The sequence below is a fragment of the Aerococcus sp. L_32 genome (genome assembly GCF_050689315.1).
The window spans coordinates 1-21397 of record NZ_JBOEQF010000006.1 but is presented as its reverse complement, the minus strand read 5'-3'; the positions used below and the strand labels follow the sequence as shown (position 1 = coordinate 21397).

Genomic DNA, 21397 nt, shown 5'->3' with positions numbered 1-21397 from the left:
ATTAAACCTCCATAAAAAATGTATCTGGATTATTAGGATCAAACATCTCATTCACCCACATAATCGTTACCATATCACTATCCCCTGTATTTACGATTGAGTGTGTGTAGCCTGTAGGTATATCCACTACCTCTAATTTTTCTGATGAAACTTTGTATTCAATGACCTTATCTGAAAAATAATCTCTAAAACGAATTAGCCCTTGTCCACTAACAACTAAGAATTTCTCATTTTTCGTATGATGCCAATGCTCACCTTTGGTAATACCTGGCTTAGATACATTCACAGAAACTTGACCCGCATATGGTGATTTAATCATTTCTGTAAATGAACCTCTTTGATCTTCATGGGTAACTAATGGATAAGAAAAATCGTCTTCTGGTAAAAAATTTAAATATGTACTATATAATTTCAATATGAATTCATCATTTAAATTTGAAACAATTCGATTATCTCTAGAAGCTTTAAATTCTTTCAATAGTTTTGCAATAGAACCAAGCTTCTTTTTATATGATACAGGCACAATACAATACTGACCATCTTTAGTCGGGATACCTTCTAAAGCTCTTAAAAATTCTTCAATTAAGTCATCAATGTAGACTAGGTTCAATTCTACTTCTGGGTCATTAATAGTGATTTCTTCATTTCTTGCTATCTTGTAACTAAATGTAGCAATCACCGAATTATAGTTTGGCTTAGACCATTTCCCAAACAGATTAGGTAATCTATAAATAAAGACGAGAACACCTCTATCTTGCCCATATTGAAATACCAGTTCTTCTCCATTTTTTTTACTGATTCCATAAGATGAATCATTTTCAGCCTGTATAGATGAAGTGAGTACAATTGGTGCATTATTACTAGCATTTGCTAACGCAGTTAACAAGTCGCTTGTGAAGTCTACATTACCTCGTGTAAATTCTACATTATCTTGAGGTCTATTAACGCCAGCTAAGTGGAAAACAAAATCGGCTTTACTTGCATACTCAGATAATTCATCTGCAGAAGTTTCTCTAGTCACTTTACATAGATTATATTGTTTATCTTGTTCTAAGGTGGCTACCAAGTTTTTACCAACAAAACCATTAGCACCGGTGATTAAAATATTCACTATTTCCCCTCCCAAATACTTAATTCTTGTTGGATATAATCTAGTTTCAGTAATTTTTCTGCCATTTCATCTACTGATAACTGCTCAGTATTATCAGAGTTGTACTCTCCGAGTTGCTCTCTCTCTTCATTACCTTCTTCAAAAAACTTGCTATAATTTAGATCTCTCTTATCAGAAGGCACACGATAAAAATCACCCATATCTATCGCTCTAGCTGCTTCTTCTGCTGTTAATAACGATTCGTATTTCTTCTCACCATGACGAATACCAATAGTAGAAACTTCTGGTGTGGCATTAAATATCTGGCCAATTGCTTGAATTAAGGTATTGATGGTTGCAGCCGGTGCTTTTTGAACCATAATGTCACCTTGCTCTGCATTATTAAACGCAAATAAGACTAAGTCGACAGCTTCTTCTAAACTCATCATGAATCGGGTCATATAACCGTCAGTTAGTGTTAATGGTTTTCCTGCTTTAATTTGTTCAACAAATAATGGAATTACACTACCTCTAGATGCCATGACATTACCATAACGTGTCGCAGAAATTTTGGTTTTTTCTGGATCAATATTCCGTGCTTTGGCAACAATCACTTTCTCCATCATTGCTTTTGAAGTCCCCATGGCATTTATAGGGTAGGCAGCTTTATCAGTTGATAAGCATACTACATTGCTTACGCCTGCTTCGATGGCAGCTGTTAAAAGATTATCAGTACCGATTACATTTGTTTTCACCGCTTCCATAGGAAAAAATTCACAGGAAGGCACTTGTTTTAAGGCAGCCGCATGGAAAATATAATCAACATTTCTTACAGCATCACGAATACTATTGATATCCCTTACATTACCTATATAAAATTTAATCTTATCATTTTGATATTTTTTACGCATATCATCTTGTTTTTTCTCATCTCGGGAAAAGATTCTTATTTCCTTAAAATCTGAATCTAAAAATCTTTTTAAAACTGCATTACCAAAAGAACCTGTTCCACCTGTAATTAATAAAATTTTATCTTTAAACACAAACTCAGCATCCTCTCAAGAGCCATTCCAATTTATCCATTAATTGTTTTTTATCAAAATTTGTATCATAATATTTCTTTGAATTTTTAGATAGTCTTTCTAAATCCTTTTCTGTCATTTCATAGAATTTAATAATATTACTTACTAGTTTTTCAACGTCTCCAGCGTCTCCATAAAGTCCACTAGCAGAGTTTCTGACTATCTCTTGTACTTCACCATTCGCAGCTACCAGTAGTGGTTTACCACACGCCATTAGGGACTGGGTTTTTGCAGGTATAGTCATATCGTATATTTCACTACTATTTAATGTTATCAATGCAACATCAAATTTCGCTAAGTAATATGGTATATCCGTTGCAGGCTGTCTAGGAATGAAATAAAAGTATTCCGAAACCCCTAATTTTTTTATCAAATCTAATAACTGGCTCATATATCTACCATTACCAATAATGACAAATTTCACTTTAATATGTATTTCCATTAAATGCTTTGCAGCTTCTGGTAAGATGCCAAGACCTTGTGCCTCACCAACATTTCCAGCAAATACAAAAGTCATTTCATCAAAATACTCTGAGATAACTTCTTGATTATTTTTTTCCTTTATTTCATACAGGTCCTCTGCATATTGAGGCCAATATAAAATTTTCTTCTCAGGTACATTTCTATTTACAATTGCATCTACAAAGCGTTCTGAAGATGCTAAAATTGTGGTGGTATTTTTATAAATATAATCAACCATTCGTCCGATAGCATCAATTATTATTTTATTTTTAATTTTAGTAACGGCTACCACATTCTCTGGCCATAAGTCCATGACGTACAGATAACTCGGCACTTTCATTTTTTTTGCGTACCAAATCGCTGGTAAAGCCTGGGTCATAGGACTTACCTCATATGTAAATATAGCATCAATATCTTTGGGTAACGTTCTCTCTAGTAACTTACTTGAAATTACAAAAGAAAAATAATTTAAGATCAATCTAATCTTTGATTGGCCTCTAGAAAAAATTGGCATTCTGTATATATTAATACCGTTCCATATTTCATTTCTATTTTCTCGCCAGCTATATCCCTTATAAAACCTTCCTTCTGGATAATTAGGCACGCCGGTTACTACCGAAACTTTAAATCCCCTTTCAACTAACTCTAAACATAAATCATTGATTCGAAATTGCTCCGGGTAGAAATATTGTGAATACACTAAAATATGTTTACTCATCTATTCATCCTTCTAATGATTTTGCTCTGCGTAATATTCGTAATAGCCATATCCTTTATTTTTATTAATAGGAACATCATTTAAGATATAACCAATAAGATTGGCTTTAACATTATCTAGTGAAACCTTAGCCTCAACCACTTGATCTCTTCGAACATAATTTTGACGTACAACTAAAATGGTACCATCAACTTTACTTGCAATTATCTGACCGTCTGTAACTGAATGTAAAGGAGGGGTATCAAAAATCACTAAATCAAATAATTCTGTAATTTGGTCTAGCAATGCTGAAAACTCTTGAGATCCTACTAGCTCAGCTGGATTGGGCGGGATAGGTCCAGAAGGTAAGATATATAAGTCAAAATCTTCAGAATATTGAATTGCACTTTCTAAAGAATATTCGTCATTAACCAACGCTGTTGTCAGACCTACATTATTATTTAACTTGAAGGTCTTATGTAGAGTAGGTTTTCGTAGATCAGCGTCTACGATTAATACTTTTTTCCCAGTTTGGGCGTATGTATAAGCCAAGTTAACAGTGGTTGTTGACTTCCCTTCCATAGGTATAGAAGAGGTAACTGCAATGCTCTTAAATGAACTGCCAATTTGTGCAAACTCGATATTAGTCCGAATCGTTTTATACTGTTCCGCTATTGCTGACATAGGTTCAAAGTGTGTAACTATAGGTGATCCTAATTTTTGTTCATTTTCTAATTTTTGTTGCTTTTTCTTACTTTTAAAATTAAACATTATTTACACCCTTCTTCCTCTGCTTTTAGTAGAGACAGTACTTTGTACTCGACTATGCTCTTTCTGATCTTCATTTAGTTCAAAAATTTCTCCTAGTTTAACTATTTGCAGATCTGCAAGATCGTCACTAGATTTCACTCTGCTATCTAATAATTCAATAACCAGTGCGATAGTAACCATGATCATCGCACCAACAAATCCGCCAATCATTGTGAATAATATAACATTTGGTGAAACAGGATTTGGATTAAATGATGCTGATGATACTACATATAAATTCGATACTTCATCACCATAAATACTCATCAACGTTTTTTCAAATTCTGTTATTACACTATTTATAATATTCTGAGCATCACCAGGTGTATCCATAGTAGCCGAAATATTAAAAGCTTGAGAATCAGTAGATTGCTCGACACTCAAAGCATTACGTAACTGAGGAATTGTAAATTTTCCATCCAAACTATTATTCACTTCAGTTAATACGCCGTCCCCCAGGATAATATCTCTATATGTACTCACTAACGTCACATTAGTTTGCACTTCATTGTATTGAATAGAAGTATCCTGATTACTACGTTGATTAACAATTAACTGGGCCTGTGATGAGTATTGTGGTTCAACAAAAAACATAACTACTATTGCAGTTAAAGTTGCTCCAATAATTGTCATATTTAAAATCCTAATAAAGTATTTTTTTAACATTAGCCATAAATCATATAACGAATATTCTTTTTCCATTTTTCCTCCCAATTATCCTAAATCATTTCTAACTATTACCAAAAGTTTCTTTGATTAAAAATACCAAGTACTCATATTTTAAAGTAGTATTTTTAAAATTAAGAAGTTTTATCTTTGAATTTAATTATAGTTCAAAAACGAATCCTACATCAATGTAATTTACATCCATAATACAATTTCGTGACTTTTCTTTTCGGAATATAATCTATATGTATAAAAAGGATTTAATATACCATTATTTCAAAAAATTTTTTTCATTCCCGAACAACATTGTTTTTTTGTTTTTATTAAGTTAATTAGTGAAATAATCTTAAAAAAATAAGTTTGCTAGGCAATTGTCTATCTCGCATTTAACTAGTCTAACTGGGAAAACTTATCTGTCCTAATTCTGATAGGTTGAATTTTTTTATGTAACACATGATTAACAACACACTATTGCTATTCAAATGATGCCTATCTTCTTACTAATCTTATTTATCTGATATTTAAAAGGGTTCTTTTACAAATAGTGTTTCGCACTTCAGTATACGTTCCTTAAAAGCCTTGGCTCCAGCGAGAGCCAAGGTCTCTATGCTTTGAAATCGAGACTTAGTCTCGATTTCACGCTTGTTCACGGCTAAGGACGTACACTTTCAGCCCTCTTTATTCAAAGATATACCACTATCCCTGGGTTAGCTTGCCATCCCCTCAAATGTATATGGTTCAGGATTGGATGGTTTGTAATTTAATTTGAATTGGACTAAAATTCTTGCACGTAAATGATGGAAGTTCGAATATGCAAAACCTGTTCGTTTAATTCATTTAATTTTATTATTAATACCTTCGGTAGGACCATTTGATACAATATATTTTAAGGCGTTATGTATATAAGGCAAGAATTTGACTAATGTTCTGATCGTTCTTCTCGTACGACTTGGCAAAATGTGGTTCATAGTCCCTTGTAGGATTTCATTGAAAATATTGATATCATGAGTTGAAATGGCATATTTTAGTTCATTCATCAGTGTATAAGTAACTAAAAGTTCGTGTGAGACACTCAAAAGATAATCAACAATACGTTGTTCTGATATTGCTTCACCAAATTGACGAACATAATGTGTATTCGTGAAATTTAAATCTTCAGCATTCTTTAACAACAATTTCCATTTTTTTTGAGTTTCTTGTAGTCCGATGGACGACTTGTTTTGATAGCATTCATCACTTTAATACGAATAGAATTGATTGTTTCATTCAACAGCTTTACTAAACGGAATCGATCAATGACAATCTTCGCATTAGGGAAACATGTGCGAATGACCTCTAGATAAGGTGTATATAAATCAATCGAAACTATCTTCACGCTGCTTCGAGCAGCCCAGGTAAAGGAAGAAAAGTAATCGATGAGCGACGTCGTTTTCTATCAACGACAATATCAATTAGCCTTCTATTATGCGTGTCCACAAGGACAGCACTCATCGCATTCGCTACACGACTAGTCGATTTAAACTCATCTACACCGAGGTGATTCAGGAGATAATTTCCCTTAGGTGATAGTCCCATACTTGCTTTCATTAAAGTTCTGGCCACTGTTGGAGAAGAGACATGATAACGTTTAGCGTTTAACCGCATAGATTGCGTTTCAACCAATTCAGAGCTAATTTGGCTTTAATGGCTTTAGAAATACAGCAAAATTTTTCAACTAATTGTGTTTCAGCGATAAAAGTTTGTGCACAGTGTTTACAATAAAAGCGTTGCTTCCGTAATTTAAGTAAAACAGGATTAGTAGCTGTGTTCGGTAATCGAATGATAGCTGGTTTAAAGCCATGTTTGATGATATCTTGATTACCAGTATTCTTTACACCACAGTGCATACAAGCCTTAGGCTTGTATGTGATAACCCTATGTAAAACGAAATGATTTATTTCGTGATACTTTTCAAGTGGCAACAGATGCATAAATTTTGGTATTGTAATATCAATATTATTGTCGAAAATGCCGCAAAGTTGTTTTATAACAGAAGTATGGGACATGATTTTTCCTTCTTTCTGTATTCGTCGTAGTTTACATGAATTAAGAATATCATGTCCTTTTTGCGTACACAAAAATAGTGTCAATGAGATTCAACATGAAATCTCACCAACACTATTTATTATAGATCCTTTCATTAATTGATTTACCGTAATTTTTTCGCAAATTTTGATAATATTAATATCGGTCATTGTTAGCATCCTTTGCTACCTCCAAGTTAAGCGTCGTAACTTAAACTTTAGAGGTTTATTGGCGGGGAACAATGCTTTTTTTGTTTGCTAGGCTATGTACATTCTATTGCAAATTTCTATATTGTCATAAACATTTTTCTTAACCTCGTTACTAGCTTTGTACCATTGACCAAATCCATAATCATATCTATTTAATTTAAAAGTCTGAAAAAACTAAATTCTAAAATTGAGCTAATAATGCAGAAGCAATCTTATGTCCAATAAGTTCATAGCCTTGCTCAGTCGGATGTACACCATCATTCAAATATAATTTTTCAGTATACTGATTGATATTGCTAGTATTATATAGATTTAATACTGGAATATGATTCTTTTTTGCTTGTATTTCAATTGCATCAACAAACTCACTCAACATCACATTATTTCTATTTGGATATTGATCACTATTTCTGTCATCACCAACCGATGTCCTACTTCTAAAAATAGGTGTCACAAACATAATTTTAAGGTGAGGAAATTTAGTTAATAGCGTTTTTATGATGTATGGCACAGCTCCATAGAATGTATTTCTTGTGGTATCAGAATCACTGCCTAAACTTACGGATCCAGTAGCAATAGTACCCGCCCAATCATTTGTCCCTGCAAAAATAGATACATAATCAATTTCATTAAAATCCATATTCATTAATTTGCTTAAGTTCGTATAATTTATTTGTTTGTTCGCAGCTATTTGCTCAGCCCAGTCATTCTTAGAAATCGCATAAATTAATTTTGAAACACTAAATTTATCATACTCAGAAGATCCATGTATTGCTAATCTAGTACCTTGGAAACCACAATTATATACAATCATTCCAGTCCTATCTGCAATCACGTCAGGATAGTTCCCGAATTCTGTGATACTATCTCCAAAACATACCATGCGTTTTCCAGTTAAATGGGAGTTTATTCGTCCGATAGAAAGTTTCTCCCAGTTTCTAAAAACTTTATTCTGCTTATCAAACGTTCGAGTATATTTTAAGCTACTATCGAATATATCAGTTAGGTTCTGAACACCCCATCGATTTGAAGAAAGTGTTACCACTAATTGGCAAGATTTTCCGATTAGTTCAGTAGGTATCGTCCCTTCTGTCTGATAATTAATAGTATAAATACCTGTATCAATAATTTCATCTATATTAGTTCCAGAAAAATAATTCCCTTTATCTTCCATATTGCCCCCTATTTTGATAGCCCAAAGTGCAAACTGTTTTATTGAGGTAGTTCTTTTTTTACTACAGCAGGGTTTCCAGCTACCAAAGTATATGGTGGTACATCTTTAGTAACAACACTACCTGCTCCAACTAAAGCGCCTTTACCAATAGTGACGCCACTTAATACGATACATCTGGCACCTATCCATGCATTATCTTCTATTTTAATTTCATTTATCGGGGTATAACCTCTGTAGGTTTGAGTTTGAGGGTCAAATTTATGATTTTTTGGGTAAAACAAACAATCTGGTCCCATCATAATGTTTCTGCCGAGGTTTACACCGTCTGGTAGCTCACAATTAATGCCTACCCCCGAATTGTCACCTACTGTAGTATTTGGACTTATAACAGCACCTTTCTCTATATTTACATTTTTTCCAATTCCATTAGATATTCTATTTGCTAAAAACAAACGAAATATTTTTCCAAAAACTCCAATGTATTTTTTATTAGACTTTGGGAGCCAACTACCTATCGTTCTCAGGATAAATACGTAGAAGCGTTTCATTGAATCACAATCCTTTTCTACTGCCTACTAAATATTTACTTCAAAATATTTTTAATATTTTTCATTCCAAATATTATTATTTCTATATTCACTACTAATAATAAAATAAATCCTAGTGATGATAGGAATATTTCTAATGATATTGTCAAATCAGTAAACAAAATAATTGTTTGCACAAATATTATCATTAAACTAATGGAGAATTTTTTATAATCTAATTGTAGATTAACATCTCTTTTTACATCAAAGAAACGGAATACTGACATCGCAAAAAAGCTAACCATTGAAGAAATACCTGCGCCAATAATTCCTAAAATAGGAATTAAAATGAAATTTAATATGATACTTAGACCTCCTCCTATTAAAGAGGTTCTAAATACACCATTTGTTTTAAGAGTAGCTATATAAAAAGCTCCTAGGAAACTTGAAAACGATGAAAATACTACGCCCATGACTAAGAATGGTGAAGCCTGCCAAGCAATATAAAAGTCATCAGACACTATAATAGATAACAAGGGCTTTATAAATAAAATTATCAAAGATGCAGCCAAGAACATGGTTGTTACAAGTATATTAAAAATATTAGAAAAGAATGTAGTTGTTTTTTTTGATTCTACTTCCTCAATCGCTGATAATTGCCATGCTTGTGCAAATACTGTACTAATTAGGTTAATTACAGTAGGAATTTTACTAGCTACTGCATATACACCATTTGCTTCATATCCATTAAAATGTAGAATAAAAAATCGACTCGAGGCGTTGACTGTCCACCACATTAATGAGTTCGGAATTAAAGGCAGCGAATATGATAGTAACTGTCTCATAAACGGCAAATCAACTAGACTAAATCGTATTTTTTTGTAGATTTTTGTTTGAGATAATAGATATATGATACTGATAGCAAAGCTTGCCATCATAGCTAAAAAGTAACCATCTACCCCTAAATTAAATTGTACAATAAATAAAATATTAAATATTCCTAAAAATAAAGTGGCAATAAAACCCGCCATGGCAAATGCTTTAGTAAGACCAATACCTCGGGCATACTGAGCCAGAAACCTATCAAATATTTGTAGTAAAAGAACTATATATAAATATTTTAATATACCAGGCAAAATATCTAATGCATTAATGACCGGGTACAATAATACAAAAATTAGATATCCTAGTATGATTATCAGAAAACTATTTGTCACAGTCCTATCTCTTCTTAATGTCTTATCCATTGAGAAACGCATTACTGCGTCTTGCATGCTTCCGGAAACAATCGGTAACAACATTGCGATGGTAGTGATTCCTAAATCAACCAATCCATATTCAGAGGTGCTTAAATAGTAGGTATAAAGAGGAACCAAGATTATATTCAATAACTTGCTTCCCAAGCTTCCTATTGCAAATACCATAGAGTTATTAAATAATTTTTTATATGAATTCATAATAACCTTCTTATCTTTCTAATGTATCAATTAATTCTCGATAATCGATACTTTTTTCTTTGATATTAGATAAAATTAATTGGATTTTTCTTTGTTCACTGTCGAGAGAGTTAATTTTTTTATTTATTTGATTCAAAACCTTAGAACTATCAACACCAAATGCTTTTAAATCAAATTTACTTGGTTCATCATCAATTAATGTAAATAATGCATCGATTTTTGATTGCCATGATAATCCTACTATCGGCGTATACATGACATAAGATAAAATCATAGAGTGCATTCTACTGCCAATTACAAGGTCAACTGATTTATAAAGATTCTCTATGTCTTTTAATCCATTTACATCTGTTTTTTGAACTTTTGGATCTTTTTTAAATTGATTATAAATTTCGGATAAAGCGACATTATCTTCTCTTGTAGTCGTGTAAAGTATGACATTAATATCTTGATCTAATAGTTTAGCTATCAGTTCAATATAGTTTTGATTGGTAATTTTTCTATTTGGATAATTGTTTTTTATTAAGTCACTATTAATAATATTTAAGGCTACTCGATTATTTACTTTTTCTTTTTTGAATCTAGTGAACGAATACTCTTTTCTTAAAACTGAGTCAACTGAAACAATCGCTTTATCGACATTGCCTCCATAGTCTTTAAATAATTTATAAGATTTCTCATCCCTAAATGAAATATAGTCACATTTATTTAATGTTGAAGCTGCATTCCTAGCATCATCCTCAGAATAAAAGGGGCCTATTCCTACATCAACTACCCAAACAGGCTTATTTAATCCTCTACTACTTGTTATATAGTCACTTATTCTATTTAGAGTTGTATTATTGTCTGAGTTAGACATTAACATATTTCCGCCACCAAAGATGATTAAATCATATGAATGGATTCTATCCTCAAAAAATTTTAAATCATTATTATTATCTGATTTCTTACTAGAACTCATATAAGAATTTATAAGCGGTAATAAATGTATATTATCCAGTGTTTCTAATAAGTAATTTTTCCATTTTTCTTTATCAGAAAAAACTTTGTTGATATTTCTAACTTGATCATGATTTCCGAATAAACTAAATCGATCGACTTCCATCAAATCACTAAATTCCCGGTATAATTGATCTCCAATTACTAAATCTCCAAGATTTGGAACATTAAATCTGCTTATCAATAATGCTTTCATTACTTTCCTCCTGATGATTGTATGTAACTAGAGTTTATACAATCTTTCTGTTTCTCTTATTTGATGATCAATATCAAATTTTTCTAGGTATATTCCTGTTCTTTTATCATTTTTATTAATGCCGATTATCTTCTGAATCCATAAGTCTTGATTTAATGCTAATTGATAACAATCGTTCGATGCGTTCACTTCCTGAGGTACTTTATCTGAAATAAGTGTTGGTAAGCCAGAAATCTGCGCCTCAACTGCAGATAAACCTAACCCTTCAAATTTTGAAGGGAATAGAAAAATGTCCATTGCCATTAAATATTCTTCTGGTCTATCAGATTGACCTAGAAACATGATATCTTTATCCAAGGATAACTTTTGTGTTGATGTTTCTAATAACTCTCGATTACCACCGTCACCAACTAATAATAATTTATAATTATTAGTTGGTCTTTTTTTAAGGGTCGCCATCAAGTCAATTAAAAACTCTTGGTTTTTAACATTATTTAAAGTCCCTGTATGTCCTAATAACATCTCATCTTTTAAATTTAATTCTTCACGAATTTTATTTCGTATTTTTGCAGAGTAATCAAATTTACTTTGATCAACTCCATTTAAAATTATCTGACCATTCTTTTCAAAAAATTGTTTGCCAAATAGGTAACTTCCAGCATTACTACTTACTGCAACATACGCTGTTGCAAATTTATGTATTAAAAACTGCATGATTCGATTATATAATTTATTAATGAATCCTAACTGAATGCTTGATCTGTCCGTATGCGCATGTGTTATTCTAATGGGTACTTTTGCGAACCGTGCCGCTAGCATAACTAGGCCACTATTAAAGGACGGATGCGAATGTACTGCATCAAACGGTCCGTATTTAATTAATACTTCGTGTACCTGTTTAATAAAATGTATATAGTTATTATTTGGTTCATCGATATGAACTACATCAACGCCCTTATCAATTAAATCTTTTTCATATTCTCCAATTTTTTTACCATAGACCAAGTAGATATACTGAATATTTCTATCTTGTTGATATTTTGAGTAATTATATGCAACTCTTTCTAATCCACCAATTTTTAACGATGCAGTTACTTGAAGTATCTTTTTCAAAAAAATCCACCTTATCTTTTAAAGCTGCCAATAAAAATAGTATGGTAATATTTCATTAATATTATTTACAACACCATAAACATAATAGATACTAAAAAATACAATGATTATCGTGAACATCACGAGCTTTGAATATCCAAAATATTTTTTTTCTTCTAATGGTACACCCATGGTTGGCTCCCAGACTGTTTCAGGGATTAGTAAGATTAAATAAATCATGTAGAAGAAATTTAAACGTGTAAATAAATATGAAAATGAACTAAATGTTTGCAAGAATAAGGAGATTATTCCTAAATTTAATAAACCTTTTATATTTCGATTATCAGTATTAAACGTATTTTGTAATAGACCACACGCAAATAATATCAACATAATCATAATGGCTAATCCACCTATAGTATTGGTAGATTCATATTGGCTTAAAATAGCATCCGATTCAAAATAAAGTAATGAAAAGATTCTACCCAAGTAATTTCTAAAGATAAATAATACAATGTATAAACAAATTGATAAATATAGCGTTGTTTTTTTAAATTTATAGTTATAGATAAAATACATTGGTAAAAGTATTATTGCTGAATAATGTACCGAAACTGCAAGCGCAATAGCAATTAAATACTTTTTGATATCTTTATTGTACATATAATGAAATCCTAAAAGTCCTAGCGAAACCGCTAACCCTTGCCTCATACCACTTAGGTTGAAGTCAAAAAAACCTAATGCTATAAATAATAAATAAGATAAAAATGCGCTACTTGAGTATCTATAAATGATAAATCCTATAATAATGTAAGTTATACTTGCAACAAGAAAAAAATAGAAAGTATATGAGTCAGAGAATATAGATATAAATTTTTGCAAGAAGGTATAACCAATTTCCATTGGATAATTAATTAGTCCTTTAAGTGAGTCAATTTGAGCAATTTCCCCAAAAAATCTAGCATAACGTTCTGAGTCAACCCCTATCCATTTTGATCTAAATCCAGTAATGATAATCATCTGAATTGTTTGAAATATTACCAAAAGTTTTTTTGCAGATTTTTCAGAAAGAAAACTATTAAAAATCCAGCTATAAATAAATAACATAAAAAAATTAAAATTAAGAACGTTCATTTTTGCCTCCATCCATATACTTGCTAATGTATTGATTTATTTTCTGTCTTGTATTAAATGGCAATTGAGCCAATACAAAGGAAGCTACTGAAAATAATATATATTTATATTTACCTGACTTAAGAATATATTTTTGCTGAAGAATCATAGAACGGTAAGTATATTGAAATCTTTTTTTATTTTCAAAGGACTGATTACTATGGATTCTCTTAGCCGTTAAGGGTAAATTAATAATACCCATTTTTAAATCATTTACAAATGCTCTCATCCACAGTTCATAATCTACTTGAGATTTTTGATGAGTTGAGTAACCACCTAATACATTTAAAATTCGTTTATTCATGAATACTGAGGAATGGTTAATAGTATTTCTAATTAAAATTCTATCAGTCACATCTGTAATTTCTGGTTTTTGAGTATCTAATTTGTCCCACTCAATTGTATTTAAATCTTTTACAATTATAGAATCTGTTGCTAATAAAAAGTAATCAGAATGATTTAACATTTCATTCATTTGTATTTGTATTTTTTGCGGATGAATTAAATCATCTGCATCTAAATTCACAATATATTCACCCGCTGATTCTTGAATTGCCTTGTTTAGTGCAGGAACACGACCAATACCATCAGTTTCAATAATTTTTATAGTAGAATATTTATCTTTGAATTTGTTCAATATATCGAGTGTTGTATCAGTTGAGCCATCATCTACTACAACTAACTCAACATTTTCATAAGTTTGGTTTACCACCGATTCCAACATCATAGCTAGCGTTTTTTCTCCATTTTTAACGGTACTAATCACACTAACTTTTGGATTACTTTTACTCATTTATAACTCTCCAACTTCCGCATAAATTTTCGCCATTTTTTCATTGATTTTATGAATATCAAAGTTTTTAATTTTCTTGAGATTGTAGTCACTCATAGATGCTCTCAACTCAGGATTACTTAATAGTTCTTCAATATTTGTAGCCCAAATATCTGGAGCTGATGGATCTATCAATCTTCCACCAGCATCATTCATAATCAAATCACAGTTTCCGCGTATATCGGATACGATAGCTGGGAGTCCAGAAGCCATAGCTTCCATCAGTGAAAACGGTAAACCCTCTCTAAAAGATGGAAACATAAATATATCTGAAACTTGCATTAAATTTAATACATCAGTTCTAAAACCTAAAAAATGCACTTGGTTCGATATACATAACTTTCTAGAGTAATCGATAAGTTCCTCTCTTAACTCCCCCATCCCACATATTACATAATGTACATGAGATAAGTTCATAGTCGACAATGCTTCCAATACGACTCTATGATTTTTATTTTCATTTAATTCTCCAACTGATAATAATACTAAATCTATTGTTTTCAGATTTAATTCATCACGATAACTTTCTTTATTGATATCTAGCTCACTTATCTTACCAGTATCAATCCCAACTCCTGGTATATAAACTTGATTTTTAGCTCTAAAGTTCAGCGAGCGTTTATAATCTTCTTGATTTATCGTAATTAATGTATTTGTATAGCGAGACAATAAATATTCAATTGGATAATAAATTAACCAATTAAATTTTGAGGCTCCTTCAAAAAAATGAAAGCCGTGAGCGGTGTAAATAACAGATTTACGCCATTTTCTTGCTGCAATTCTAGTTAATACACCACCTACAGGCGATTGGCAATGAATAATATCATACTTATTTTCATTTATTAATTGAGACAGTTTCCTTAAAACTTTTAAATTATTCAATGTAAAAGGAAAGCGGTCCATAGCCACTTGTATATATTCGATTTCATTTTGTTTAAAATAATTAAAAAGATCTTCAACTTTATCTTTTGTCAAATTTCCCGGGTTCTCAAAATTAGTAGCGACTGTAACTTGAAAACCCATGCGCTTTAGAAGTTCAATATTTGGTTTGTTAAATTGATCAATCATCGAAGCGACAGAAGTTACAATTAAAGCTGTTTTTACCATACGAGTCTCCAATCAAATACTAACATCAAACTAAATTTCATCATAAATATCTATGATAGATTCTTTTAGGGTATATTTCTGGTATGGCAAATTACCATCATTCATATCATTTTTATAATATAAATTACCAAAAACTTTATTAATCAAATTAATTTTTTTAAATAAATTAATCGGTAAATTCACCATTCTTGTTTCATATACTTTGTGATTATTTGCCTCTGCAATAAATTTAACCAAAGTACTCGTTCTAACATATTTTGGATTTTGAGGATGGATAAATCCGGTTACCCCAGTTTCTATCACTAAACGAAGTAACTCAGTAAGATTCTTAATAAAAATCATTGATCTTTTATTATCGTAATCTGGAAAAATAGGTGTTTTCAAAGCTAATTTTGCTAATAGTGGAAAATTTCCTTTCGAATTTTTTCCATAAACCATTGGCGGTCGCACATGCGTAATTTTAAAATTTGGATCATTAAGTGTTTCAAGTAATTTTTCTGCTTGTAATTTACTATCCCCATAAAAGTTATCAGGATTTGGTTCAGTATTAATGTTAATTTCATCTTGATTAGTCCCAAAAACAATAATACTCGACATATTGATAAAATGTGGTACCCCGTCATTTTTAGCTTTTTTCGCGATTTCAAATGTTAAGTCACGATTTACATTATAATACAAATCTTCTAAACTAGTATCTGAAGAATTATGTGCTATTCCTGCCACATGTAAAATTGCATCGTACGAGTGCCAATCTTCACTTCGCCATGCATTATTACGAACAGTAACTTTGTTTATTTGGTATTTTTCCGGCCATTGATTGGCCCATTCTTCAAAAGCATTTCCAATATAGGAATTTCTTCCTGTAATCAAAATTCGTTTCATTATTTTTCCTCATCAATTTCTTGCTTAGCTTTTTTAATGACCCCAGTCCCACCTTCAACTACACCATCTGAATTTAATACACTGAAGATAGTACCCACAAAACATTTTATATCAAATAAGAAACCTATATTCTTAACATAATCGCCATCTAATTTTGCCTTTATAGGTATTTCTAATTCGTCGCGTCCATTAATTTGCGCCCATCCTGTAAGACCTGGTCTAACATCATTCGCACCATATTTATCACGTTCTTCAATCAAATCTTTTTGATTCCAAAGCGCTGGCCTTGGACCTATAATGGACATTTCGCCTTTAAAAATATTAATAATTTGAGGTAATTCATCAAGACTGGTTTTACGTAAGAATTGACCCGATTTAGTAATAAACGCAGTCGGATCATTTAATAGATGTGTCGGCATGTCCGCTGGTGTATCAGTTCTCATAGAACGGAATTTATATATATTAAAAAGCTGCTTGTTCCTCCCCACTCTTCTTTGTTTAAAAAAAATAGGCCCTGGAGAATCTGATTTTATCCATATAGCAATTAATAAAAACAACGGACTGAGAATAATCAATCCGACCAATGACAATAAAAAATCAAGTAGTTGCTTCACATATTTATACATAAATTGTCCCCCAAAAAACTGTTCTTTTTTTAAAAAAATTTTTCAAAAATTTAAACATCATTGTCTATCATATCAAAAGTTAATCATTATTACGTTCTTTTTTACATATCTGTAACAATTTTAATATTAGTCTCATATGTGGAAAAATTTTTTTTGTGCAATTCATATTTTCATCCAAATTTATAAAAATAAAGTTTTCATAAATTGAAATAGATATCTTCGGTTATTTCAAGTCGCCGATTTGTACAGAAATACTTTTCCAACCTTTATTATTATAGCTTAAAAGATTTGTAACTTCATTCAAATATACATAAACTTAATGCACCTAAAACTTTCTTAAATGCATTAAGTTTATCCTTTTAGTTGTTATTTATATTTTAAAATTTCTTGCACTTTATTATAACTCTCTATGGTCCCAATATCATATCGCTTACCTTCGAAAACAAATGCTTTCACTTTTTATTTAGTATGAAATATGGAATAAAGTTTCCGGGTACATCTGGATTACTCCCTTCATTTAAATATTGTTTTATTAAAGGTAAAGTTGTCTCTTTTAGAACATAAAATGTTGGTACACATTATTGATATGATGTATTTTCTGGTTTTTCTACAAAATCAGTTATAGCAACTTTATCATCAAATGATGCTGTACCATTTCGCTTTAATTGATTGATATCATCTTCGTAGTCCATTGCTAATGCATCAGAATTATATTTTTTTCGCAAAATTTACAAAATCAGATAATTCAAATTCAAACAAGTTATCACTAGCAAGTATCAATAAATCATCGGCAACATCTTCCTGGTCAATGACATATTGGATATCTCCTATAGCACCCAGTCGTGTTTCATTTGTTAACGTACCGACGTTAACGACAGTTAATTGAATAACATAATTTGCTTGAGCCACCCAATTTTCAAATTGATTTGCAAATTTATTATTCGTTACAATGATGCTTTCATCTATTTCCGGAACGCTAGTTATTTTCTCTACAAGGTGATTGGTTATTGTTATACCTGCCACCTCTAATAGGGGTTTAGCCTTATCTTTAGTTAAAGGATAAAGTCTAGTGGCGTACCCCGCACCAAGTAATATTGCTTTCATTAAAGTAACTCCTCTAACTCATTAAAGCGAGCATCGTCATCAGTACAACAGAAATTCACTTCATACTTGTTTTTAATTTCAGGATATTTATCTAGATACACTTTATCAATTTCAGTCTTAATCTTATCTTTCTAGAGAGAGTCGATTAATCCTATAACCGCGCCACTTGGTCGTTCACCATAAACACCTTCTGTATTTTTCAAAATATCAAAATCAACTTCATTTCTGGTATTCCTGTTTCTTGTTGGTAGAATGAAGAATTGCCCGATTCAAACATTAACAGCCTAAATGCTTTAATATTTCCATTTTCCCAGGCTTTAGCTTCTTCTAACACACTTAATTTGACAATTGAAGGTATAAAAGTGAACAGCACGCTTTCTAAACCTTTCTGGTAGTTGATCCTTATACTGTTCGTAGATTTCGAATGGAATATTTCGTAATTTAACTTCTTCCAAAGGTGGAAGTGGTAATCCAGCCAATTCAGTTAACAGCCATCCTGCAACTCGAACTTCATCAATTCGATTATTAAAGTCAGTTGCCATTAAGTTTTTAGAAATACCAGAATAAACAACTATTAGTTCGAAATCTTTAAATGTTTTACCTTTATCAATCATTTAATATTCATTTATTGCGCAGACCTTTATCGTTAATTGGTTAACCATACTCAACACATTAGTTGATTGGTCTATAATATCATTTTTTAGGCCATTAAATAGCCAGTTGTAACCGCAGCTGAGGAGGAAAGTCCACCGATTGGCAGATTCCCAGATACTACCGCATTAACTCCGACCTTTAAAACATAATCTTGCTGTAAAGCTTTAACCGCACCACGGATATATGATTCGTAAAAACTAGGTATATATTCTAAATCATGTGAACAAGAAAAAATCTCTTTATTTGGAAATTCTTTGCTCTGGATTTGTACATAATTATCCTCCCTAGGCGCATATACCATATCAACACTGGAAAAGTCATCCCCGTTACACGACCATTTTGATAATCGTGGTGTGCACCAATTGGACATACTCTTAAAGGAAATCTTACAGCACGTAATTTATTTGTTTTTTCATACTCCTTTTTCAAATAGCTAATTAATTTTGACATATATATATCTTTCCTACTTGTTGCTACATAATACTTTTATTTAATCTATTATTTTATAATATACCATTACTCAGATACTGAGTTAATAAGAATTCAAATAATAAAATCTACTCTAATCCACTTGATGATTTATGGATAGCCACGCCATTTTTAAAGACAACTGTAATATTAGCTCCTTCTTCATTCCCTTTTCTAGAAATCCAGGAAACTATTTGCATTAAATCTCCATCTTCTATAAATTCAGTAATTCCATCAGGTTGCTTTAATAATCTTTTAGCACGAGAAAAAGTAAAATCACTTTCAGTAGAAACTCCATTATATGTATCCTTATTAATAATTGTAGTACCCCTAGAATCCAGACCAATTACACTCTTAGTAACTGCCTGACCATCGGAAAAGCGAACATTTAAAACGGAGTTCTTTTCTCCTTTAATTGGTCTTTCCCAAATATAATTAATTGTATTCTCTTGCACATTTTTCGAAAATTCCGTAGGTTCACCAAAAGATTCTTTTAAATCTTTTATCGAAACACTTTCTGAATCTCGAGTTCCTGGTTCAATTACTGTTAAGAGTTCATAAATATTCATAAACTCTTCAATTTGTAATGGCGTCTCTACAGGTTTACCCGTCCCACCACTTTCTATCTCGATATCTTCTATCTCTGTTTCATTAAGAGTTTCTGTAAATCTCTTTTCTGTTTCAGTCGAAGTAGATTCAATTATATGAGGTTGACCTTTATCTAACGGATGTTTAAACCAATTTTTAACCATTAATGATAGAAAAATAAGAAAAAATAAAGTAGCGAGAATTATTGTCGCTCTTTTTATTTTAATTGAATTAAAGTTCTTTTTACGCATATTTATCCCCTATCTGAATGACCTCCTTGCAACCTGACAACGAATGAGATCTTTATTTTTCTATAAATAGCTTGAGCTGGAGTTCGAAATATATAAATTTGATAATTTTGTTAAAAAATTTTTTTCAATCTAATATCATCTTATCATTAAAATAGTCACCAATATTTGTTTAATTCATATTTATAACTCGGTGGCTTGGAATTATAATAGCTATTGGATTGTTATCAATTGCTCCAATTATAGCATTTACTGATCCTCGCCCTTTAGTTTGTCTAGCCTCAATTTTATCAGCTAATTGGCCTAGTGTAATAACTTGTCCATAGGAAATCTTTTGTATTTCAGACCACACATCTTGTTGAAAAGCTGTGCCTTGAGGCATTAATTGAAAATCGATCGTTTCAAATGGTTGCTTGGCAAAGTATGCATCTAGCCATTTCACCGCTTCATTGATAATCATTGATTGCTGAAATTCTGCAATAGGTTCTATCTTATCGAGATCAAATGTACCGCCAAAATTGGATTGATCCTCAAACCATGCGCCTAATAATCCATGGTCGTTTGCTAGTAATGTAATAATGCCTAATTCAGATTGATACGGATATTTATATAACATGAGAGAACTCCTTTAAATATGATGATTTATATTATAACAGAGTCCTAGTTGTTGGCGAGTAATTCTTTACTGGTATATATAGCAGGTTGATGGGCTTTACCGTTTATGAATTTTGTCATTTCACTATAAATACACTATCAAACATTTAAGCAACAAGTCCCTTTAGGCCAATAAAAAAGTTGATTGACACATAATATCAATCAACTCTTTTTTAGTGCTTTTATTTCTTTATAGCCTTCAATACCTTTTGCGCCCGTTGTCGGGTCTTACGGTTGGGACTTTTCATCCGGCGCCGTGCACTAGCTAAATCCATTTTTTCTGCCATCTTTCTATCTCCTTGATATTTATATTGCAACTACATTAAATCGTAATGATTTCGATTTAATGTTATATGCTTATTTTAATGGCTGCCAATATGTCTGTCAACCAAGGATAAGAGAAGATTAAAAAAGGAGCGCAAACATAAGATGTTTGTCTCCTCTTCTAATAGGTTACTATAAGAAAGCTAAAGATATGACCTAGTAAGAGAAAACAAGGACTAGAAAATGTTCTTTTACCACTACTAATCTATTGC

22 protein-coding genes and 1 pseudogene are annotated in these 21397 nt (G+C 31.5%); all 23 read right to left on the bottom strand.

Annotated features, from left to right (window positions below; genetic code table 11):
- Nucleotide 1 precedes the first annotated feature (1 nt).
- The 23 genes and pseudogenes from ACRCJ0_RS01235 to ACRCJ0_RS01125 all read right to left on the bottom strand — a co-directional run bounded on the left by ACRCJ0_RS01235 (nucleotide 2) and on the right by ACRCJ0_RS01125 (nucleotide 21148).
- Nucleotides 2-1111 carry an NAD-dependent epimerase/dehydratase family protein gene (locus ACRCJ0_RS01235; RefSeq protein WP_431389260.1) on the bottom strand — a complete coding sequence of 370 codons (1110 nt, stop codon included), beginning with the start codon at nucleotides 1109-1111 and terminating at the stop codon, nucleotides 2-4.
- Nucleotides 1111-2133: a polysaccharide biosynthesis protein gene (locus ACRCJ0_RS01230; protein ID WP_431389259.1), complete on the bottom strand. Its 1023-nt coding sequence runs from the start codon at nucleotides 2131-2133 to the stop codon at nucleotides 1111-1113. Before ACRCJ0_RS01230 ends, ACRCJ0_RS01235 begins: the two co-directional genes overlap by 1 nt.
- Before the next feature lie 4 nt (nucleotides 2134-2137).
- A complete protein-coding gene (locus ACRCJ0_RS01225) occupies nucleotides 2138-3352 on the bottom strand; it encodes a glycosyltransferase family 4 protein (RefSeq protein WP_431389258.1) in 1215 nt (404 codons plus the stop codon).
- A 12-nt stretch (nucleotides 3353-3364) separates the two neighbouring features.
- Entirely contained in the window at nucleotides 3365-4102 is a 738-nt protein-coding gene (locus tag ACRCJ0_RS01220; protein WP_431389257.1) for a CpsD/CapB family tyrosine-protein kinase, read from the bottom strand.
- A gap of 3 nt (nucleotides 4103-4105) precedes the next feature.
- Nucleotides 4106-4843: a YveK family protein gene (locus ACRCJ0_RS01215; protein WP_431389256.1), complete on the bottom strand. Its 738-nt coding sequence runs from the start codon at nucleotides 4841-4843 to the stop codon at nucleotides 4106-4108.
- Nucleotides 4844-5640: 797 nt separating this feature from the next.
- Nucleotides 5641-6182, bottom strand: a pseudogene (locus tag ACRCJ0_RS01210) (transposase).
- Nucleotides 6183-6441: 259 nt separating this feature from the next.
- A complete protein-coding gene (locus tag ACRCJ0_RS01205; RefSeq protein WP_431389255.1) occupies nucleotides 6442-6852 on the bottom strand; it encodes a transposase family protein in 411 nt (136 codons plus the stop codon).
- 409 nt (nucleotides 6853-7261) lie between these two features.
- The gene (locus ACRCJ0_RS01200) at nucleotides 7262-8254 is read right to left on the bottom strand and encodes an SGNH/GDSL hydrolase family protein (RefSeq protein ID WP_431389254.1); all 993 of its coding nucleotides are present in this window, start codon (nucleotides 8252-8254) and stop codon (nucleotides 7262-7264) included.
- Between the two features lie 38 nt (nucleotides 8255-8292).
- A complete protein-coding gene (locus ACRCJ0_RS01195; RefSeq protein WP_431389253.1) occupies nucleotides 8293-8802 on the bottom strand; it encodes an acyltransferase in 510 nt (169 codons plus the stop codon).
- A 35-nt stretch (nucleotides 8803-8837) separates the two neighbouring features.
- Nucleotides 8838-10238, bottom strand: coding sequence for a lipopolysaccharide biosynthesis protein (locus ACRCJ0_RS01190; RefSeq protein ID WP_431389252.1), 1401 nt, complete (start codon nucleotides 10236-10238; stop codon nucleotides 8838-8840).
- A gap of 10 nt (nucleotides 10239-10248) precedes the next feature.
- Entirely contained in the window at nucleotides 10249-11433 is a 1185-nt protein-coding gene (locus ACRCJ0_RS01185) for a polysaccharide pyruvyl transferase family protein (RefSeq protein WP_431389251.1), read from the bottom strand.
- A 27-nt stretch (nucleotides 11434-11460) separates the two neighbouring features.
- Nucleotides 11461-12546: a glycosyltransferase gene (locus tag ACRCJ0_RS01180; protein WP_431389250.1), complete on the bottom strand. Its 1086-nt coding sequence runs from the start codon at nucleotides 12544-12546 to the stop codon at nucleotides 11461-11463.
- An 18-nt stretch (nucleotides 12547-12564) separates the two neighbouring features.
- Nucleotides 12565-13659 (bottom strand): EpsG family protein, encoded by a 1095-nt coding sequence (locus tag ACRCJ0_RS01175; RefSeq protein ID WP_431389249.1) that lies wholly within the window; start codon nucleotides 13657-13659, stop codon nucleotides 12565-12567.
- Entirely contained in the window at nucleotides 13646-14491 is an 846-nt protein-coding gene (locus ACRCJ0_RS01170) for a glycosyltransferase family 2 protein (protein ID WP_431389248.1), read from the bottom strand. Before ACRCJ0_RS01170 ends, ACRCJ0_RS01175 begins: the two co-directional genes overlap by 14 nt.
- On the bottom strand, nucleotides 14492-15637 hold the full coding sequence (locus ACRCJ0_RS01165; protein WP_431389247.1) for a glycosyltransferase family 4 protein: 1146 nt from the start codon (nucleotides 15635-15637) through the stop codon (nucleotides 14492-14494).
- Nucleotides 15638-15667: 30 nt separating this feature from the next.
- Nucleotides 15668-16519 (bottom strand): NAD-dependent epimerase/dehydratase family protein, encoded by an 852-nt coding sequence (locus ACRCJ0_RS01160; RefSeq protein WP_431389246.1) that lies wholly within the window; start codon nucleotides 16517-16519, stop codon nucleotides 15668-15670.
- On the bottom strand, nucleotides 16519-17145 hold the full coding sequence (locus ACRCJ0_RS01155; protein ID WP_431389245.1) for a sugar transferase: 627 nt from the start codon (nucleotides 17143-17145) through the stop codon (nucleotides 16519-16521). Before ACRCJ0_RS01155 ends, ACRCJ0_RS01160 begins: the two co-directional genes overlap by 1 nt.
- Before the next feature lie 708 nt (nucleotides 17146-17853).
- On the bottom strand, nucleotides 17854-18249 hold the full coding sequence (locus tag ACRCJ0_RS01150) for a sugar phosphate nucleotidyltransferase (RefSeq protein WP_431389244.1): 396 nt from the start codon (nucleotides 18247-18249) through the stop codon (nucleotides 17854-17856).
- 317 nt (nucleotides 18250-18566) lie between these two features.
- Nucleotides 18567-18863: a hypothetical protein gene (locus tag ACRCJ0_RS01145; protein WP_431389243.1), complete on the bottom strand. Its 297-nt coding sequence runs from the start codon at nucleotides 18861-18863 to the stop codon at nucleotides 18567-18569.
- A gap of 86 nt (nucleotides 18864-18949) precedes the next feature.
- Entirely contained in the window at nucleotides 18950-19273 is a 324-nt protein-coding gene (locus ACRCJ0_RS01140; protein WP_431389242.1) for a hypothetical protein, read from the bottom strand.
- A gap of 187 nt (nucleotides 19274-19460) precedes the next feature.
- Entirely contained in the window at nucleotides 19461-20210 is a 750-nt protein-coding gene (locus ACRCJ0_RS01135; RefSeq protein WP_431389241.1) for a DUF3862 domain-containing protein, read from the bottom strand.
- Between the two features lie 169 nt (nucleotides 20211-20379).
- Complete coding sequence (locus ACRCJ0_RS01130) at nucleotides 20380-20823, bottom strand: methylated-DNA--[protein]-cysteine S-methyltransferase (RefSeq protein ID WP_431389240.1); 444 nt, start codon at nucleotides 20821-20823, stop codon at nucleotides 20380-20382.
- Between the two features lie 220 nt (nucleotides 20824-21043).
- Nucleotides 21044-21148 (bottom strand): putative metal homeostasis protein, encoded by a 105-nt coding sequence (locus tag ACRCJ0_RS01125; protein ID WP_149314769.1) that lies wholly within the window; start codon nucleotides 21146-21148, stop codon nucleotides 21044-21046.
- Between the last annotated feature and the right edge of the window lie 249 nt (nucleotides 21149-21397).

Bases quoted from the DNA above. Each gene is read 5' to 3' on its own strand.
- ACRCJ0_RS01220 (WP_431389257.1), bottom strand. From the start codon at position 4,102: ATGTTTAATTTTAAAAGTAAGAAAAAGCAACAAAAATTAGAAAATGAA.
- ACRCJ0_RS01175 (WP_431389249.1), bottom strand. From the start codon at position 13,659: ATGAACGTTCTTAATTTTAATTTTTTTATGTTATTTATTTATAGCTGG.
- ACRCJ0_RS01150 (WP_431389244.1), bottom strand. From the start codon at position 18,249: ATGAAAGCAATATTACTTGGTGCGGGGTACGCCACTAGACTTTATCCT.
- ACRCJ0_RS01185 (WP_431389251.1), bottom strand. From the start codon at position 11,433: ATGAAAGCATTATTGATAAGCAGATTTAATGTTCCAAATCTTGGAGAT.
- ACRCJ0_RS01170 (WP_431389248.1), bottom strand. From the start codon at position 14,491: ATGAGTAAAAGTAATCCAAAAGTTAGTGTGATTAGTACCGTTAAAAAT.
- ACRCJ0_RS01195 (WP_431389253.1), bottom strand. From the start codon at position 8,802: ATGAAACGCTTCTACGTATTTATCCTGAGAACGATAGGTAGTTGGCTC.
- ACRCJ0_RS01225 (WP_431389258.1), bottom strand. From the start codon at position 3,352: ATGAGTAAACATATTTTAGTGTATTCACAATATTTCTACCCGGAGCAA.
- ACRCJ0_RS01205 (WP_431389255.1), bottom strand. From the start codon at position 6,852: ATGTCCCATACTTCTGTTATAAAACAACTTTGCGGCATTTTCGACAAT.
- ACRCJ0_RS01140 (WP_431389242.1), bottom strand. From the start codon at position 19,273: ATGTCCAATTGGTGCACACCACGATTATCAAAATGGTCGTGTAACGGG.
- ACRCJ0_RS01200 (WP_431389254.1), bottom strand. From the start codon at position 8,254: ATGGAAGATAAAGGGAATTATTTTTCTGGAACTAATATAGATGAAATT.
- ACRCJ0_RS01155 (WP_431389245.1), bottom strand. From the start codon at position 17,145: ATGTATAAATATGTGAAGCAACTACTTGATTTTTTATTGTCATTGGTC.
- ACRCJ0_RS01145 (WP_431389243.1), bottom strand. From the start codon at position 18,863: ATGATTGATAAAGGTAAAACATTTAAAGATTTCGAACTAATAGTTGTT.
- ACRCJ0_RS01160 (WP_431389246.1), bottom strand. From the start codon at position 16,519: ATGAAACGAATTTTGATTACAGGAAGAAATTCCTATATTGGAAATGCT.
- ACRCJ0_RS01135 (WP_431389241.1), bottom strand. From the start codon at position 20,210: ATGCGTAAAAAGAACTTTAATTCAATTAAAATAAAAAGAGCGACAATA.
- ACRCJ0_RS01165 (WP_431389247.1), bottom strand. From the start codon at position 15,637: ATGGTAAAAACAGCTTTAATTGTAACTTCTGTCGCTTCGATGATTGAT.
- ACRCJ0_RS01125 (WP_149314769.1), bottom strand. From the start codon at position 21,148: ATGGCAGAAAAAATGGATTTAGCTAGTGCACGGCGCCGGATGAAAAGT.
- ACRCJ0_RS01130 (WP_431389240.1), bottom strand. From the start codon at position 20,823: ATGTTATATAAATATCCGTATCAATCTGAATTAGGCATTATTACATTA.
- ACRCJ0_RS01190 (WP_431389252.1), bottom strand. From the start codon at position 10,238: ATGAATTCATATAAAAAATTATTTAATAACTCTATGGTATTTGCAATA.
- ACRCJ0_RS01215 (WP_431389256.1), bottom strand. From the start codon at position 4,843: ATGGAAAAAGAATATTCGTTATATGATTTATGGCTAATGTTAAAAAAA.